The organism is Scytonema sp. HK-05, assembly GCF_963872035.1.
Classification (GTDB): Bacteria; Cyanobacteriota; Cyanobacteriia; order Cyanobacteriales; family Nostocaceae; genus Kalymmatonema.
The window spans coordinates 1-17,645 of sequence record NZ_CAWMYC010000135.1 but is presented as its reverse complement, the minus strand read 5'-3'; the positions used below and the strand labels follow the sequence as shown (position 1 = coordinate 17,645).

General features: G+C 44.0%; 15 protein-coding genes. 9 read left to right on the top strand and 6 right to left on the bottom strand.

The window, feature by feature from the left end:
- Positions 1-231: 231 nt before the first annotated feature.
- Together AACT52_RS30180 and AACT52_RS30175 are read left to right on the top strand one after the other, a co-directional pair.
- On the top strand, positions 232-4,128 hold the full coding sequence (locus AACT52_RS30180) for a response regulator (RefSeq protein WP_073634491.1): 3,897 nt from the start codon (positions 232-234) through the stop codon (positions 4,126-4,128).
- The gene (locus AACT52_RS30175) at positions 4,100-4,477 is read left to right on the top strand and encodes a response regulator (RefSeq protein WP_073634490.1); all 378 of its coding nucleotides are present in this window, start codon (positions 4,100-4,102) and stop codon (positions 4,475-4,477) included. The genes AACT52_RS30180 and AACT52_RS30175 overlap by 29 nt, the downstream gene beginning before the upstream one ends.
- Positions 4,478-4,501: 24 nt before the next feature.
- Here the strand turns inward: AACT52_RS30175 and AACT52_RS30170 are convergent, their stop codons facing one another.
- From AACT52_RS30170 to sipA, 3 genes are all read right to left on the bottom strand, one after another.
- Complete coding sequence (locus AACT52_RS30170; protein ID WP_073634489.1) at positions 4,502-4,960, bottom strand: hypothetical protein; 459 nt, start codon at positions 4,958-4,960, stop codon at positions 4,502-4,504.
- Positions 4,961-5,333: 373 nt separating this feature from the next.
- Positions 5,334-5,891, bottom strand: a complete 558-nt coding sequence (locus AACT52_RS30165; RefSeq protein ID WP_073634488.1) for a peroxiredoxin — start codon at positions 5,889-5,891, stop codon at positions 5,334-5,336.
- A gap of 70 nt (positions 5,892-5,961) precedes the next feature.
- Positions 5,962-6,189: a regulatory protein SipA gene (gene sipA / locus AACT52_RS30160; RefSeq protein WP_073634487.1), complete on the bottom strand. Its 228-nt coding sequence runs from the start codon at positions 6,187-6,189 to the stop codon at positions 5,962-5,964.
- A 725-nt stretch (positions 6,190-6,914) separates the two neighbouring features.
- On the opposite strand from sipA, the gene AACT52_RS30155 reads away from it, so the two are divergent.
- Positions 6,915-7,829 carry a CheR family methyltransferase gene (locus tag AACT52_RS30155; protein WP_073634486.1) on the top strand — a complete coding sequence of 305 codons (915 nt, stop codon included), beginning with the start codon at positions 6,915-6,917 and terminating at the stop codon, positions 7,827-7,829.
- Between the two features lie 4 nt (positions 7,830-7,833).
- Here the strand turns inward: AACT52_RS30155 and AACT52_RS30150 are convergent, their stop codons facing one another.
- Positions 7,834-9,144: a glycosyltransferase gene (locus tag AACT52_RS30150; RefSeq protein ID WP_073634485.1), complete on the bottom strand. Its 1,311-nt coding sequence runs from the start codon at positions 9,142-9,144 to the stop codon at positions 7,834-7,836.
- 458 nt (positions 9,145-9,602) lie between these two features.
- Between AACT52_RS30150 and AACT52_RS30145 the strand changes: the two genes are divergently transcribed.
- Positions 9,603-9,860 carry a hypothetical protein gene (locus AACT52_RS30145; protein WP_445263934.1) on the top strand — a complete coding sequence of 86 codons (258 nt, stop codon included), beginning with the start codon at positions 9,603-9,605 and terminating at the stop codon, positions 9,858-9,860.
- Between the two features lie 149 nt (positions 9,861-10,009).
- Here AACT52_RS30145 and AACT52_RS30140 read toward each other — a convergent pair whose 3' ends face one another.
- Positions 10,010-11,098 carry an A/G-specific adenine glycosylase gene (locus tag AACT52_RS30140; protein ID WP_233154116.1) on the bottom strand — a complete coding sequence of 363 codons (1,089 nt, stop codon included), beginning with the start codon at positions 11,096-11,098 and terminating at the stop codon, positions 10,010-10,012.
- A gap of 264 nt (positions 11,099-11,362) precedes the next feature.
- Between AACT52_RS30140 and AACT52_RS30135 the strand changes: the two genes are divergently transcribed.
- From AACT52_RS30135 to AACT52_RS30115, 5 genes are all read left to right on the top strand, one after another.
- Positions 11,363-11,875: a hypothetical protein gene (locus tag AACT52_RS30135; protein WP_073634484.1), complete on the top strand. Its 513-nt coding sequence runs from the start codon at positions 11,363-11,365 to the stop codon at positions 11,873-11,875.
- A 42-nt stretch (positions 11,876-11,917) separates the two neighbouring features.
- Positions 11,918-12,352 carry a hypothetical protein gene (locus tag AACT52_RS30130; RefSeq protein ID WP_073634519.1) on the top strand — a complete coding sequence of 145 codons (435 nt, stop codon included), beginning with the start codon at positions 11,918-11,920 and terminating at the stop codon, positions 12,350-12,352.
- 488 nt (positions 12,353-12,840) lie between these two features.
- Positions 12,841-13,245, top strand: coding sequence for a DUF4112 domain-containing protein (locus AACT52_RS30125; protein ID WP_073634482.1), 405 nt, complete (start codon positions 12,841-12,843; stop codon positions 13,243-13,245).
- A 467-nt stretch (positions 13,246-13,712) separates the two neighbouring features.
- Positions 13,713-14,774, top strand: coding sequence for a ribosome small subunit-dependent GTPase A (rsgA, locus tag AACT52_RS30120; RefSeq protein ID WP_073634481.1), 1,062 nt, complete (start codon positions 13,713-13,715; stop codon positions 14,772-14,774).
- Between the two features lie 9 nt (positions 14,775-14,783).
- A complete protein-coding gene (locus AACT52_RS30115; RefSeq protein WP_143172918.1) occupies positions 14,784-15,044 on the top strand; it encodes a hypothetical protein in 261 nt (86 codons plus the stop codon).
- 296 nt (positions 15,045-15,340) lie between these two features.
- Here AACT52_RS30115 and AACT52_RS30110 read toward each other — a convergent pair whose 3' ends face one another.
- The gene (locus AACT52_RS30110; RefSeq protein ID WP_073634480.1) at positions 15,341-16,852 is read right to left on the bottom strand and encodes a hydroxysqualene dehydroxylase; all 1,512 of its coding nucleotides are present in this window, start codon (positions 16,850-16,852) and stop codon (positions 15,341-15,343) included.
- Positions 16,853-17,645 lie beyond the last annotated feature (793 nt).

Sequence of the window (17,645 nt, the reverse complement as noted above, 5' to 3'; positions counted from 1 at the left end):
TAAAAAATAAGTTTCTAATTGTTCCTTGCATGACACCCTCGATTTGATTCGAGGGTTTTTTATTTTAAGTTTTGTAAATTTATCTGTGATATTTGTGAAGAAAGGTTAACATCTACGATAGCTCTTCTAAAATGAACATTGATACGGTTTTTTTATAGTTGTTTATACTTGTATTAACATTCCTAAGGTTGATAACTATTAGGTTCCATCTTTATAAATTAAATTTTTACAATGAAGATATTAGTTGTAGAAGATGATCAGCTTGTTGCCCATGCTCTCGCTGCTGTCCTCACCAACCAAAACTATGCCGTCGAAGTTGCCTGCGATGGTCAGGCAGCATGGGATTTAATTGACACCTTTGACTACGATTTAATACTTCTTGATGTCATCCTACCAAAGATAGATGGTATCAGCCTTTGCCGTCAAATCCGGTCTAAAGGTTTGGGGATGCCAATCATGCTATTGACTGGGTGCGATAGTAGTCACGAGAAAGCCACTGGATTAGATGCAGGCGCAGATGATTATCTGGTTAAACCTTTTGATGAAGAGGAATTAGTTGCTCGTATACGAGCGCTATTGCGTCGCGGTAGTGTAGCATCACAACCAGTGCTCACTTGGGGTGATTTGCAGCTTGATCCTAAAAGCTGTGAAGCAACTTATGCAGGAAAGCTTCTGTCATTGACGCCAAAGGAATATGGGCTGCTAGAACTTTTTTTGAGAAACAGTCGCCGCGTATTTAGCTGTGGCATGATTTTAGAACATCTCTGGTCTTATGAGGACACTCCTGGTGAAGAAGCCGTTCGCACTCATATTAAAGGGTTACGACAGAAACTAAAATCACAAGGAGCGTCCGCTGATCTCATTGAAACAGTCTATGGTATTGGCTATCGGCTCAACCAACAAGCGCCAGCGAAACAGCCAAGAGATAGAGAAGATAAGGGAGATAAGGGAGAAGCTTCGCCTCCTCATCCCCTCACTTCTTCCTCTGTTGATGAAACTCAACGGCAAATACTTTCAGGAGTCGCTGGAGTTTGGAACAAATTCAAAGGGCGGGTTGATGAACAGGTGACTTTGCTGGAGGATGCTGCAAGTGCTTCAGTCCGAAAAAGTTTGACTCAAAAACTCCGCAAGCAAGCGCAAAAAGAAGCTCATACACTAGCTGGGTCATTGGGTACTTTTGGCTTTTCTGTTGGGTCAAAAGTAGCAAGAAAAATTGAGCATTTGCTCAAATCTAGTAAAGCATTAACTCTAGATGAAACGAAAGAATTTTCTAGTTTGGTAAAGCAATTGCGTCAAGAAATTGAGCAAAACCACAACGAAACTTTACCTTCACCAACTGGTGATGAGCATCCCTTACTGTTGGTGGTTGACCGCAATGCCTATCACCAAGATGCCCCGAATTTATGCACCTTTGCTGAACAAATCGAAAAAGAATCTGCAAACAGGGGGTTAAAAGTTGCCATTGCTACTGATATTGAACAGGCAAGGCATCAACTTTATCATGAACATCCCAGTGTTGTACTGATTGACCCCAGCGCTTTCCCCAATCATGACGACAGCTTGAGCTTATTGGCAGAATTAAACCAACGCAAACCTCCCGTACCAGTGCTTGTTTTTACTGAACAAAGCGATTTTACGAATCGATTGCAAGTTGCTCGCAGTGGTAGGCACTTCTTTTTACAAAAACCCATGCCTATTTCACAGGTACTAGAGGCAGTGACACAAGTATTACAAGATGCTCCGCATGCAGAGGCTCACGTTTTGGCTGTTGACGATGATCCTAAAATCGGTGCAGTGTTGCAAACCTTACTAAGTCCTTGGGGAATCAAAGTGACAAACCTCCAAGACCCGCAACACTTCTGGGAAACTTTAGAAGCTTTAAAGCCAGATTTTCTAATCTTAGATGTAGAAATTAATGAGATAAATGGTATAGAAATTTGCCAAGTGGTACGTAATGATCCACGCTGGAGTGAGTTGCCAATTCTATTTTTAACAGTTCACAGCGATGCTAACATAGTGAATCAGGTGTTTGCAGCGGGTGCAGATGACTTTGTCAGCAAGCCAATCATTGGTCCGGAATTGGTGACGCGGATTATTAATCGTCTTGAGAGGATTAAACTGCGACAGCGTATAACCCACCAGGCGAAATCAGAACTGGATGAGTACCAGCGGACACAGGAAGAACTGCGAAACTCTCAAGCTCGGTTTTCTGGTATTGTATCAATTGCAGATGACGCCATTATTTCCATTGATGGCAACCAATGCATTACCATGTTTAATCAGGGAGCCGAGAAAATTTTTGGCTACTTCGCTGCTGAAGTTCTTGGACAACCTTTAGACATACTATTGCCATTGCGATCCACCCAGGCACATCGCCAGCACGTCGCTGATTTTGGTCAATCCGCAAACGTTGCTCGCAGGATGGGAGAACGTCGCGAAATTTATGGTCGTCGCAAAGACGGTACAGAATTTCCCGCAGAGGCTTCTATCTCTAAGTTAAAGTTAGGGGAAGAAATTGTATACACAGTTTACTTACACGACATTAGCGATCGCAGGCAAGTGGAACGGATGAAAGACGAGTTCGTTTCTGTCGTTAGCCACGAACTACGCACGCCCTTAACTTCGATTCATGGTTCTCTGGGAATGCTGGCAAGTGGTTTACTTAAGCCAGACTCAGATCAGGGGAAACGTCTGTTACAGATAGCTGTGGACAGTACTGAACGCTTAGTCAGGTTGATCAACGACATCCTTGACATTGAGCGCATTGAGTCCGGCAAAGTGAAGATGGAAAAACAAAGCTGCAACGTCGCTGAAGTGATAGAAGAAGCAGTGAATGTAGTGCAGCCTCTCGCCGACAAAGCCGGAATTACCCTATCAGTTTCTAGCATATCCCAAGAGCTATGGGCAGATATGGATCGTATTGTCCAAACCTTAACTAATCTTCTGAGTAATGCGATCAAATTTTCGCCTGTTGGTTCTACAGTTTGGTTAAGTGCCGAAGCAACGAGTCGGGAGCATGAGCAAGTATGTCCCTCATGTTCCCCATTCTCTGCCATATTATTCACAATTCGCGATCGCGGGCGTGGTATTCCAGCTGATAAGCTCGATAGTATTTTTGAACGCTTTCAACAGGTTGATTCCTCAGATTCCCGTAATCATGAGGGTACTGGTTTAGGCTTGGCAATTTGCAAGAGCATTGTGCAACAGCATAATGGATGCATTTGGGTTGAAAGTGTGCTTGGAGAAGGCAGTACTTTTTACTTTACTCTTCCCTACTTCCCTACTCCCCGACAGGTACAGTTTTCATCTCCCCATTCCCCCATCTATGCACCTCCGCATCTTCCTTCGGTGCTAGTTTGTGACGACGATGATGAAATTCGTAGCAAACTTCAAAATTTATTAGAAAAACGAGGCTATCGTGTGATCGCGGTGGCTTCTGGAGAAGCAGCGATCGCCGTTGCTGCTGATCAACAACCAGATGTGATTTTCCTCGATCTCCTCATGCCCGGTATGAATGGTTGGGAAACTATGGCAGTTTTGAAGGAACGGGCAGATACTCAACACATTCCGATTATCATTTGTAGTATTTGCTCACCCACTTATGCCAGCCAAAAAAATACGGACTTTGTTGATTGGGTGAGCAAGCCACTGGAGGAAAGCTTGCTGTTTCAGTCTCTGGGCCAAGCGCTGACAAATACCTCAAAACGACGCGTTCTGCTTGTTGAGGACGACACCAATTTGGCAGAAGTTCTTATGATGCTGTTTGAGCAGCATGGCATTGAAACCTTCCTTGCGAAAACTGGAAAAGAGGCAATTCGCCTCAGTCAAGACGTGAATCCTGATTTACTCATCCTCGACTTAGTTTTACCTGAATGTGATGGGTTTACTGTTGTGGAATGGTTGCAGCAGCATAATCGACTTTGTAAAATTCCTTTGATGGTTTACTCAGCAAAGGAATTGGATGAATCTGAAAGACAGCGGCTCAACTTAGGGTATACAGAATTTCTCAAGAAAGGGCAAGTCACGGCTCAAGAATTTGAACACCGGGTGATGGATTTACTTCAGCGGATGACTCACAATTCCCAACAGGATGGTAGCAATGACAACAAAGCGAATTTTGGTAGTTGATAACGAGGAGTACATTCAAGAAGTGACCAAGATTTGCCTGGAGACAGTGGCAAATTGGGAAGTACTCACAGCAGGTTCTGGCAAAGAAGGCATGACAAAAGCCGAAAAGTTTCAGCCGGATGCGATTCTGTTGGATGTGATGATGCCGGATATGGATGGTTTGACAACGTTTCAAAAGCTACAAGCTAATCCTGCAACTCAAACTATTCCAGTGATTTTATTAACAGCAAAGATACAAGCTTCTGACCGACGCCGCTATGCTCAAATGGGAATAAAAGCGGCGATCGCCAAACCGTTTAATCCTTTGGAACTTGCTGGTCAAGTGAAGAATGCATTAGGCTGGAGTTGATAAGCATTACCGTTGGTTTGATTGCTACTTTTGAGCAGAACGCATTGCTTCTCTACCAAGTAGAAACATCCCTGCTACACCCAAACAAACAAACCAAACATATTGATACCAATATTTCCCAATCTGCTGAACTGTACTGAGTTCTGGATGCAACGTATTCACGTACAGCAACAGCACAACTATCATCAAAGCCCCAAACCCTACAAAGCTCAACCCAACCCGAATGCGTGCAGGTTGCAGTTCCCAGTCGCTAATCTTCTGTAGATCAATCTCTGCTAAATCCTTCAAAGAGTCCTCTGCGACAGACGAAGCTGCTTTCACGCGCCTAGCCACCTTTGGGGACAAAATCGGCACAATGGCTGCTACTGCGGGACGGCGCAGCAAAGCTTCTGTATCTCGCAGCAATTCCAGAGGCTTACGAGGATCTGGTGGTTGAGCAAATTCTACCTTTCGTGAAGCAGTTCGGGCGGAAGTTTGGGGCATGGAACTGTAACCTAAAATCTATTCAAGTCAAATCACACGGTGTTTCTGTGCAGCTAGCAGGCATTAAGGCAAATAGAAAAAAATTTGCCTTTTTACTTTATTTTACAGAGCGCTACCAGAATCAGAAACCACAATAGACCTCTTGCAAAATTAAAAAGAAGCACCCCCCTCAGTCCCCCCGCAAGCGGGGGGAAGCAATAAAAATCCAGTTCCCTCCTCGTTTACGGGGAGGGTTAGGGTGGGGTTCTAGGGACTTGTGTACTCTTGTTTAACTAATGTTGAATTGAGCTTGGAACTCCACCCACAAGCGGATGGAGTTTCACAAATCTGAGTGGTTGATAGCTGACAGATAATAGCTGACAGATAAACGCTATCAAGTCGCTGCTTTTTGCAACTCGTCGAGTCGCGCTAGAACTTCTTTACTATGAATCGCTGGATTGACTTTGACAAAAGTCTCACGCAACATACCTTGTGGGTCAATGATAAAAGTATGGCGCATAGATATAAAGCTCATCCAAGAACCGTAAGCCTTGCTCACTGCCCCAGTGGTATCAGCTAACAAGGGGAATTTTAGCCCCTCGGAATCGCAAAATTCCGCGTGGGAATCCACATCGTCAACGCTGACGCCAACAATTTGAGCTTTTTTTTCTAAGTATTTGGGCAAGTCCTGCTGAAAGCGACGGGCTTCGATGGTACAACCAGAGGTAAAGTCTTTGGGATAAAAGTAGAGGACGACCCACTTACCGCGTAAGTTGGAGAGGGAAAGTTTACCGTCACCAGTATTTGTTGGCAAAGTAAAATCTGGCGCGGGTTGATTGATTGCAGGAAGTTTGCCACCAAGCGCATTAGCTGTTGGGGCAAAGTTTAGCCAACTGATGACAGCCAAACAGCAGGCAAATAACATGCTCAAAAAAGTGCGACGGGAAATCATTATGTATAGACAGAAACACTACTTAAAATAAGTTTACAATTTCTCGTTGCCATTCTCAGATTCTTGAGATTCAGGAAGCCGTTTCTACGCTTTCGATATATTGGCTGTCAAGGAGAAAGGCTCCCTTTGAAAAGCGAATACCCCAATACCCACCGGGACGGCGGTCAAGAACTATACCTTCTTCTCCAAGGTAAATCACATCAGGGGGGCGCAGCATAGGCATGGGTTCAGCAGTTTTCACGTAGGGTGGTAGCGCTACGACGCGGACTTTACTACCAATAGCAAATTCTTTGGACATAACGGTGGAATTTTAGATTTTAGATTGGGGAATAGGGAACTCGGGTTCCTACGTTCGCAATGCAGGTCTTCATCTTTATGTTGCGGTTATACACCAGTTTGAGTGCGGATACATAATCGTCTTCAACATATTTATCTTTGATGCCAAAAAGAATTGTCGTGCGGTGCCCTTTGGGCGGCTCCAGAGGAGCATCCCGGTAATGGAAAAACTTTGCCACTCATTCATAAGTTCCAAAAAAATCTGTTACACACAACACAATATACTGTTATTTCTAAATATTATTACCTAAATAACATGTTTTCTTAGAAAAAGTTTAAGCAATTTTAAATATTAACTATTAAATTATTTTGCTTATTTGCCCTTGTTTTTGTTCAGTTAAACCGATAAATTTGATAGATGAATAGGGGCTAATTCAAACCGAAAACGTAAATTATATAGTCTTTATTAAAACTGATAATAGTGGTGCGATCGCCCAGGAATACGCACTCAAGCTGATTCATAAAATAGGCAGCAAGGTCAACTACCCTGAGAAAGATCACCTGTAAGTTTTTCGAGTTGCTCAAGCAACGATGAAAACAGGAAAAGTAAATTTGTTACATTTGTAAAATCTATAAGCGTTGTTCGTGTCCAGTAGGCTGAGCTTCTCGTTATATGAATCTAGTCGCGATCAAGCCAAGAATTAGCCAGTCAGTAAACAGTAACGCATAACTCAAGGAGGGAGTCAGATGTGTTCACAGGACTTAAATTTTGAGACATTACTAAATTACCTAAGGCAAAAACACCATTTTGATTTCACTAACTATAAGCGTGAGAGCTTAATGCGTCGAATTAGTAACCGTATGCAACAGCTTTCCATCACCGACTTTAGCAAGTATAACGACTATTTAGAAGTTGATTGCGAAGAATTTATTAACCTTTTTAACATCATTGAAAATAATTTCACCTACTTTTTCAGGGATATAGGTGATTGGCATTATCTCAGCAATCAGATTATTCCGCAAATAATTGCCAGCAAGCGATCAGAGGAACCGATCCGAACGTGGAGTGCTGGATGTTCCTCTGGACAAGAAACCTATACTTTGGCGATGATGCTGGCTGAACTCCTTGGCTTAGAACAGTTTCGCCAACGGGTACAAATCTACGGCACAGATATAGACCAAGAGGCGTTGAATCAAGCTCGCCAAGGCAGTTACCTTAGTGATCAGGTCAGTAATGTTCCTGGCTCTTTACTAAACAAGTATTTTGAACGAGCTGATGACCGCTACGTTTTTCGTCGTGACTTACGCAGCTCCATCTTCTTCCGCCGTCACAATATGATTGAAGATCCTCCCCTACCTCGGATTGACCTACTGCTGTGTCGGAACACGCTGATTTATTTCAACTTAGAAGCGCAAACTAAAGTCTTGCTCCGCTTTCACTTTAGCCTTAAGGATAAGGGTTTTCTCTTTCTGGGCAAGAGTGAAATGGTAGCTAACCCAGACCTATTCAGTAGCATAAATCTGCATCATCGGATCTTTGTCAAGGTGCCTGGGGGTCATCGCAACCCACACCTATTAGTTAAGGCATTTCAGCGACCCCAATATGGTTCGGATAAGCTGTCCAGGCTAATGCCTGGACAGCTGTCGCCTTTTTTGGCTTGACACCTTATCGGGCAACTGCAAGATTTGAGACGGCTAACTCCTGCTTGATGGACTGCTCAACAATGTCCGCGGCTCGTTTCACTCCGCCTGCTGAGTGAAGCGATCGCTTGACCCTCAATGCATTATTTAAGTAAAAATCTTCTGTGAGTACCTGCTCAATCGTTGCTCGCAGCCTTGGGATGCTTAGGCTAGATAAAGGAATAACTTCCCCAGTACCCGTCCATTTGATTCGTGCTGCGTTTCCTGGCTGTTCATAAGTGATGGGGATAGCAATTAGAGGGACTCCATGACTGAGAGAATCAAGTACAGTGTTGAGACCCCCGTGGGTAATAGTTAAGCTAGCTTTGGCAATCACTTCCACCTGAGGAGCATACTCGACCACCAGTGGAGAACCAGGCAGTCTTTGAACTGCTTCTGGATTAATCTTACTCCCAAGAGGAATGACTAATTGCACGTCTAGTCCTTGGCAAGCGGCGGCGATGCACTCAAAAATTTCCAGCTTGGTGTTTTGCATACTTCCAAGGGAAGCGTAGATTAAGGGTTGCCCAGTTAATTGTTCAAAGGGAAAGGCAACCTGGCGCGGTGATGTATTGCGTAATGGTCCAGTGTAATGGAAGTGCTTTGGCAGATTGGCGCAGGGGAAATCAAACGCAGCAGACTGTTGGCTGATTTGGGCAAGTCGAGAACGGGAGGCATACAACCTGCGGTTGACTGGCAACTTCCACTTTTGGCGATACTCATTGAGGACTTGCAGAATTGGTTGACTACTGCGGTCTAATATGTAATAGGTAGCCTGATTGCGAAGACGCGCCCACCAGGTATTCTGGTAACTCCAAGGAGTGAAGAAGGGAGGAACGTCTGCGCTGCGGTGGATAGCTTGCGCATTGCATACACAGATGAATGGCATATTGAGGAGTTCGGCTACCGCTTCACCGGCTGGTTCCATTTGATCTACCAGCAATGCTTCAATTCCTGCCGCTTCAATAGCAGCGGGTGCATATTGGCAGATCATAGCGGTGATACGTTGGCAAAACTTAACTGAATAACGTAGCGCTTCTATACCGCTTAATTGACCTAACTGCGCTAAAATTTCAGCAAGTTCGCCTGGTCGATAGGTAGATTGCCCTATCGGGTAAAAGTTTAGCCCTTCTGAGAGGACATTCTGTTCTAGATCAGGGATTTGCAGGAAGGTAACGCGATGTCCACGCGATGGCGCGGAGCGCCCGCCCGAGGGCGATCGCAACTCTCTTCCCAAAGCTGCCATGGGATTTAAGTGACCAGAAAAAGGCGGGCAAATGACACCAAAGTGAGTCATAACTAGTCATTAGTAATTAGTCATTAGTAATTAGTCATTCTTCATCCAGTTGAGAATCACAAATTACGAGTTATTAAATACGAATTTTCTAGGGTTGAGGACGTAGGAAAAGAGATAGAGAAGCCTCAAGATGTTGGCAATGTTCACACTAAAGTTCTTTACCTACGTTAGGACATCCACAGGGGGGATTTAAAAAACATAAGGCTTTGTGGCTTTCTAGAAATCAACTGTGACTTGAAAAAAAATAGTAAATCTTGCAGTAGCATATCGTTCTTTAATGACGAGCATGGCTCTTACATAAGCTTGAGCAAATATTATTCAATCATTCAATTTAATTTATTGCTTTATTTATATAATTTTAAATTTTAAAAATTATAGTCTCATCCTAAAGGCTTGCTTACCCTACGCTTGAGGAATATTTTTGTATTAAGATATTTAGTATTTTAAAATACAACAGCTTGCAGTCTTACAGCAGTTTTGAATTGGTTAAAGCACAGGTTGCCTCTCGGGGACTTAAAACAGTGAACAGCTACCTACGCAGTGACGCCTGCGGGCTGGTGGGGGATTTAAACCCGCCCTCCGGGTATGCCTTCGGCACGTCTTCGACGAACGCCACTTGCTCTACTTGGGGAAACCCCAAGACCGCAGTGGCTCACCACCAACGCTTTCGGTCCAATTGGTGTGGTGTTTCCCCCAACGATGAAACTGATAACTGATAACTGATAACTGGTAACTGGTAACTGTTAAACCCACGCGCCTTCGTACCCAGTTGTACAAAACTCATACGGAATTCTGGTTGTCTTATTCTCATGAAATTCTGAGTTCTGACAACTGTGTTCTGCGTTCTTATGCTTATTAAACAATCTCAGCTTGCTTTGTCCTGATAGTTCTGAAAAAGCTTAAAAACCTTGCTGTCCAATGCAGTGGAGAGTTTTGAAGCAATAACACTTCTTGAAACCCAGTAAAAATCTTGTGGCAAACCAAGTTTCTGCCAAGCAACACTCTCTGTTGTGATGCTTAGGTTTTCAACCTCTTGCGCGACGAGAACCTTTCCAGAAATACGATGATGGGTAATACGATGTGAAAATTTGCTTGGTAGTTCAAATTGAAGATGTTGCAGAGATTGAAGAACTTTTTTGACTTGGGATGCTTCAATTGCCGGAATTAATGGGAAGCCGAAAGTGTTGGACAGAAATCCTTTTGTTCTGTTGGCGACAGCAAGTGTATCTGCTGTCTTTCTCCAAAACAGCAAAGCAAATAACTCGACATCCACCGCATCGTGCCGTGGTTTTTTGGGAGGACAAATTTCAATGCAATTGTGTGCAAAAGCTTGGCACTGTTCCTGTAATGGACACAAAAGGCATAGAGGTTTTGATTTACGACAGACAGTAGCCCCCAACTCCATCATAGCCTGGTTGAAATCCCCAGGACGAACGTCCGGAATCATTTGAGCAACATGAGTTTGAATAGCTGATTGTCCGGAAGAACTCCAGACATCATCAGATAAGGCTAGCAAACGACTGACAACCCGCACAACATTGCCATCGACGCAGGCGACTTTTTCGTTGAAGCAAATACTTGCAATGACAGACGCTGTGTAAGGACCGCAGCCGGGAATTTTCAGCCACTCATGGTATAATTGAGGAAAAGAACCATTAAGCTGTTCAACAATGAACTTAGCACCATTCTTTAAGTTACGGGCACGAGCGTAATAGCCCAAACCTGACCAGAGTTGGCGAAGTTTTTCCTCATCACAAGCTGCAAGGTCGTACACAGTGGGAAGGTGCTTGACAAATTCTGAGAATTTAGGCACAACCACAGCCAGAGTCGTTTGTTGACTCATCACCTCACACACCCAGGTGTGATAAATGTTTACTTTCTGACGCCAAGGCAGTGGTCTGTGATTATGGTCGTACCATGCAAGGAGTTTCTCTGCACATTTATTTATAGTCATTTTTTATACACGATTCCCTAAACAGACAAAATAACAGATACTTCAATACAAATCCTCATTAGGGATGGCTGCATAAGTTCTTAGCCTTAGTACCTATAACTTAAGTAGGTGTCATCTACGTTATATAGTTTTCCATCGCTATCAGGTTAAGGTTTTGGTATTGATCCCTTTAGGCATTAGTACCGATTCTTGTATAAATCACACTTAGTTTTCCTTCAGAGGTAAGTAAATTTTTTTTGCTTTCTAGCCCTTATCGCTTCTACCATGATCACTCATCATTGCAAGTCGGTTGATCTATCACTTGTTTCCACAGACCTACCAGTTTGGTCTGTTGTCGAAACCCCCGTGGTATTGTATCAAAAAGACCGCGATCGCTTCCTTTTAGTATTGACGACACCGTCTTTAAAAAATTGTGAAGTAGGGAACTTTTTCACTCCAGAGAATATATCTTCCCAAGAGCAAGGTCATGCTGATGTTCCCAGCAGTCCGCGAGTATTATGGTTAGAGATTTCTCCTTACCGAGTCATCATGACTATGCAAGGTAATGCTCAATTGAGTTACCGTCACTTGTGGGAACAGGGCGTTTCTGGTACAACTTGCTACTGGTTGCCAACTGATTCACAACAACAGACCAAACCTATTCGCTTGCGTAATTTTACTCGGAGCTTAACACTCAGCGGGCATCCTTTACCAGAGCATTTGCGGGTAGAATATGAATTGTGGGTGGGAGAACTCCAAGTGGGAAATTACATCCTGAATTTGAACATTAAACATTAAATCCAGTTATTTACCTGACTTTTCATGGCATCTTTTCAAGTGATGAGCCGTCTTCTTTATGAACACTCGGTTTCATACAAAGGATATCTCATCATTCCATTTGTTTTCGGTAAGGCTGATAATTACGAAATTTATTCGTACAAATTATTATCACAAATCGGTCATAAAAGCAAATTTCACAAAGTAGAAAATCCAGGGGGAATCTATGGCAGTACTATAGATAATATTATTGATATTGCCAAAGAACATATTGACCAACATTTAGAGTTTATTAGTCATGGAGATCATTTCAAGTCTCGCTATACTTACCGCGATAATCTGATTATCATCTTCCTAGAGGCTGATAAATATTTTTACGACCATTATCCGCCGGATTCATTAAACAATATTGCAGCCCCAAAGTTATTCCATTCAGAATACGAGTGCTTGCGTTGGATTAAACAAGGGATGGATGGGTTGCATATACGACACAAATAAATTGAACCTCTGCTTATTTCAAAGAAACCCTCATGCTTGCTGCCAGAAAGAATAAACGCGCTTATCACGAGATTTTTTCCATATTTATAGCGGTTCTTGCTTGAGTGGAATACAAATTTTGTGGGGTGGGATTGGTACCATTGGTGTCAACTTAAGCCAAAACCCTTCTAAAATCTCGTTTCCAGGTGGAACCTGGAAATGCGATTGGGGCGGCTCTGCCGCTCAATCGGCAGGCACAGAGAGCCTGCCAATTATATTCCCAGTTTCTGACTGGGAACAAGGGAATCTCTCAAAGCATTGTCCCAAAAAGGGCGCTTTCACCTTAAGTTAACACGTATGGATTGGTGTCCGCCCGGATATAGGACCGGGCTGTCCGGCGCATTCCACAAGAATCAAGACAAGAACTGTGTTCTTTTCAATTGAGAACCGTTATATTCTTTCTAACGGTACAAGACGAATATGAAACACGAGTGCAAATATCATAAATTATGAACACTATTAAACGCCTAGCTACTCTCAACCGGATTCGTCAACTCAGCCGTCTCATGGATACATCTTTACGTGTTCCAGGGACAGGGTTTCGCATTGGACTAGATCCAATTATTGGTTTAATTCCAGGCGCTGGTGATTTAATCAGTACAGCGTTTTCGGCTTATATCATCTTCTTAGCAACTCGCTTTGGCATACCACGTCAAGACTTAACCGAAATGATTTTCAACGTTGCTTTAGAATCAGTCGTTGGCACAGTGCCTTTAGTGGGTGATTTATTTGATGCTTTCTATAAGTCCAACATCCGCAATTTGGCTATTTTAGAGAAACATCTCATGGCAGTTGAACCAGAACTCGAAGAAGTTGCGTCTGAAGTTTACAACACTGAGGTTAGCGTTCGTTAAAGATGCAGCCAATTTGAGGCTGTAATATTAAGTCCGTTTAAATAATCATCATTACCAACGTCCGTAGCACCCCACCCCTAACCCCTCCCCATGAATCGGGGAGGGGCGGTTTTGGGGTAAGCCAAAGCCGGGGTGGGGACTTCCGCGATACCGTTAAGTGCGTGAGCCCAACGAGCCGCTCTTGCGAAGCATCGCCGCCATACCCAAACCCACCATTCAACAGCCAGCACCTATTTTTCCGGAATTGGCTAACGTGAAAGTGTTGATCACTCTATCACACTCTATCAATCACGAAAGGAGGAAGAATTATGACTGAGTTTCTAGCTGTCCGGGTCACCTTGAGTATCCCAACTCAACGGACACAAGGCGCAGAGATTCTCTTTCAGTCCTCCGTCTTACAGGAATGAAACCCAGAATTCCTCTGTGAGCCTTGTGCAAAACAAGTAGCACACATTGAGGAAACAGAAGTGAATTTAGATTGCTTAGGCTGGAGCGACTTTTTTGCTCACAGCTTTGAACCCTATCGTAAACAAGGATTTACTGTCGGTAGGGTAGCCATTGAACACAGAAATACATATATCCTTTACAGCGAACAGGGAGAACTATCAGCAGAAGTTACAGGCAAACTACGGTATCAGGCTGCTGAAACTAAAGATTTTCCTGCAGTAGGAGATTGGGTTGTCATCCGTGTTAGAGATTCTGAAGAACGAGCAACTATCCACAAAATTTTGCCTAGGAAAACTAAATTTTCCCGCCAGACAGCAGGCGCTAAAACAGAAGAACAAATTGTTGCAACCAACGTTGATACAGTCTTCTTAGTCTCAGGACTGGATAGAGACTTTAATGCCAGAAGAATTGAACGCTATCTCATTCTAGCTTGGGAGAGCGGTGCTAATCCAGTTATCGTCTTAAACAAGGCAGACTTGTGTGACAGCGTTGAACAGCGTTTAACTGAAGTGGAAGCAGTTGCCCTTGGTGTACCAATCGTAGTCTTAAGTGCCACCACTCATCAAGGATTGGATGGCTTAAAGCCCTACCTCCAACCAAAGCAAACGGTTGCTTTGTTGGGGTCGTCTGGCGTTGGTAAATCCACCATCACCAACCAAATCAAGGGAGCAACCGTTCAAGCCGTTCAACCAGTGCGACAGGGCGATAACCGAGGCAGACACACGACGACTCATCGAGAGTTAATTTTACTTCCGACTGGCGGCTTAATTATAGATACTCCAGGAATGCGAGAGATCCAAATTTGGGCAGGTGATGAAGGTTTGCAGGAAACGTTTGCAGACATCGAAATCCTGACACAGCAGTGTCGCTTCCGAAATTGTCAGCACAGCAATGAACCGGATTGTGCAGTGCAGCAGGCGTTGGAAGAGGGAAGACTCGACTACTCAAGGTTTTTGAGCTACCAAAAACTGCAAAAAGAACTCAACTACCTTGCTCGCAAACAAGACCAGAGTGCGAATCTAGCTGAGAAAGAACGATGGAAGAAGATCCATAAAGCAATGCGAAATCACAACAAGCGTTAAAACACAACGTTGCAAGAAACCCGTCTCAACTTTTTAGTGTTTTGTCTGCGTAGAGGCTACACGCTTGCACTTTTTTGGACTGACGATCGCTTAAAGGGCAGTGTTCTTTGGGCGATCGCCGCAGACGGGCACAGGCATTGCCAATCGCACGGATCGCAGTGCCGCTCATGCGATCGCCGCAGAGGGGCACAGGCATTGCCAATCGCACGGATCGCAGTGCTGCTCATGCGATCGCCACCATCATTTCTATCAACAGGTTTGGTTGCATAGTGAACAAGAAATATTGCTGACGCCTAATCTAGCGTCAGCAACAACTTTAGCCGTCCACAATGGAAAAGTGCTGACGCCTTATTAAGCGTCAGCAACAACTTTAGCCGTCCCTAATGGAAACACACCTACTAAATTAGCTGCAAAAAATGAAGAAATTCTGAGGATTTCAAAATTCAGAACAGAAGGTATTGCTAGAGTTGGACAAAGTTAATGAGCACCATTTATAAGAGACAAAAATTCTTTGAAAAAAGGTTAATACATTACAAAGAAAGCTAACACGTTTTGAACGTGAAATGCTATGGTAACCAAAATTGAGGCAAGATAGATTTGCCAATTTGACGCGCAGTTTTGTTAACAACTCTTCCCAATTGAATGTGTGCCTCATCTGCTTGCACAGGTAGAATATTGACTGGCGTACCCTCTCCAAAAGAAGAAATCACTAAATTCGCTGCTTCCAAACCAGTAACATAAGCCTTTTCTTGTGACCATGAACCGTGACGGTTTACAATCCAATCACCACTCATAAATACATTCTTAAAACTTGTTTTTGCTGGTAACATAGAACGATAGCTACCAGGAGCAAAGTGAGACACAGCTTGGGGTAGACGAATGACACTGCTGTCAATGACCTTAGCTTGCCGAAATTCGGGTACGCAAGTTGCTAAATAACGCTGAACTATCGGAACAATTTCCTCATTTTCTAAGGAAAGAAACTGATTAGCGTGATAAAAATCAGCTTCAACAACTGTCCCAGCTTCGTTACGGTATTCATCATGTAATGTATTCAAATCAAAAAATGTCCAGCCTGTGGTTGTATCAAACCCAAAGCAAGCATTAGAAGGAAGGGGAATATGAATCTTCCGGTCAAACCATAGCCGAGTTGCTAAAACATCAATCGCTCCCAAATTGCTCAGATTGCGAAATTCCTGACGGCTTTGCAAGCTAGGGCTACTTGATAAAATCTTTTTCATGCCAGTGATACCAACAGCAAAAATTACTGCATCAGCATCAAACACTTCATCACCACAAACAACCCCTGTTGCCCGATTATCGCTATCAACAATTAAGTCAGTGACTCGGCGGTTTGCTAGCACCTTTGCCCCAGCTTTTTCAATATGTTCCACCCAAGGGCGAAAGATTTTTTCTCCTACAGTTCCGCGACACCAAACCACATCAAAATCAGGTTGATGCGCCAGAATAAAATAGTAAAGCATTCCTAAAGCTGCCGCAGCCGAACACTGTTCCCCAGGGGCAAACAAGCCCACCAACAGCATTGGTTCAAAAGATTCGCGGTAAAGTCGTGCAGAAACGCCAAAATCTTTGAACAATTCACGGGCGGTGACAAAATCATAACGTCGCCAAGCTTCATCGGAATTATCAAAATCAATAACGGCGTAAAGTAAAGGCAGGGCGCTGAGGCGATCAATTAATGGCAAACGCTTAAACTGCGTATACAGAAAAGTTCCTAGAGGCGTCGGGAGTTGCGGTAAGTTCTGAAAAATCGGTGATTCAACTTCTAACCCCGCGGGAGAATATTGCGATGAACGAGTCCAAGTTGTAAACGGATTAATTCCCAGTTCATTGATCAGCGAAAAGATATTGGTGTAAGGATACCAGAAGCCATGAATACCCGCTTCTACTGAACGTCCTGCGGCTGTTTTCCAACCAGCCACCAGTCCACCAGGATAGGAACCAGCTTCTAGAAGTGTCACGTCGTACCCTTGTTTTGCCAAGTGGTAGGTTGCACCTAAACCAGCCCAACCAGCACCAACAACCACCACTCGCTTGCCTTGTGACACTTCTGACATACCAGCCTCCAATGTTTATTCCACCATCAAATTTAAAACATTTGGTGTAAAGATACTATTTAACCATAAAGGCACCCAGAGATGAAAATTTTACTAGGAGGGTAACTGAGATCTTGCATGCTTTTGCAACGCCTGAGGAGGCTCAGCCTCCAAACCCTCGTTACCAGGTTCAACCTGGTAACGAGATATTAGAGCCTCTGGCTCTTGTTGAGAATGGTGCAAGATCTCAGGTAAGGCTGTAGGGGAGAATAATTCAGCCACACCCTTATATCTCAATACGGTTCAGTTAGAGCTAAAAACAGCAAGGCATGCGTAGATTGGGGAGCCAGCGCGAATGACGGCTTTCCCGACAGCAGGCGACTGGCGTTTGAGGAACGAAACCCAACATTATCACGGCTTTGTTGGGTAGAGCGATCGCTCTACCCAACCTACAATTATCCTTAACTGAACCGTATTCCCTTATATCTAGCGTTGATGTGCAAAGGTAGGTGAGTTTATTCACCGGAATGCGCGCCCGCTTTAAAACCCTTATTTTCTGCCCCCTCCTCGCTTGCGGTGAGACCAGTGCTGCAGGAGGGTTTCCCTCCGCAGGCAACTGGCGTTCGCCTTTGGCGTGCGCTTTGCGCATACCCGAAGGGGGAGGGGGTTGGGGGGTGGGGTGCATTCCGGTGAGCTTACTAAGACTACTTGCGGTTAACATGGACTTCAGAGTAGAACCGACAACATATTTAACTATGTGTCACTAACCCCAGCTATCGCGGCGTGGGGCTTGAAAGCGGAAGATTCACCACCT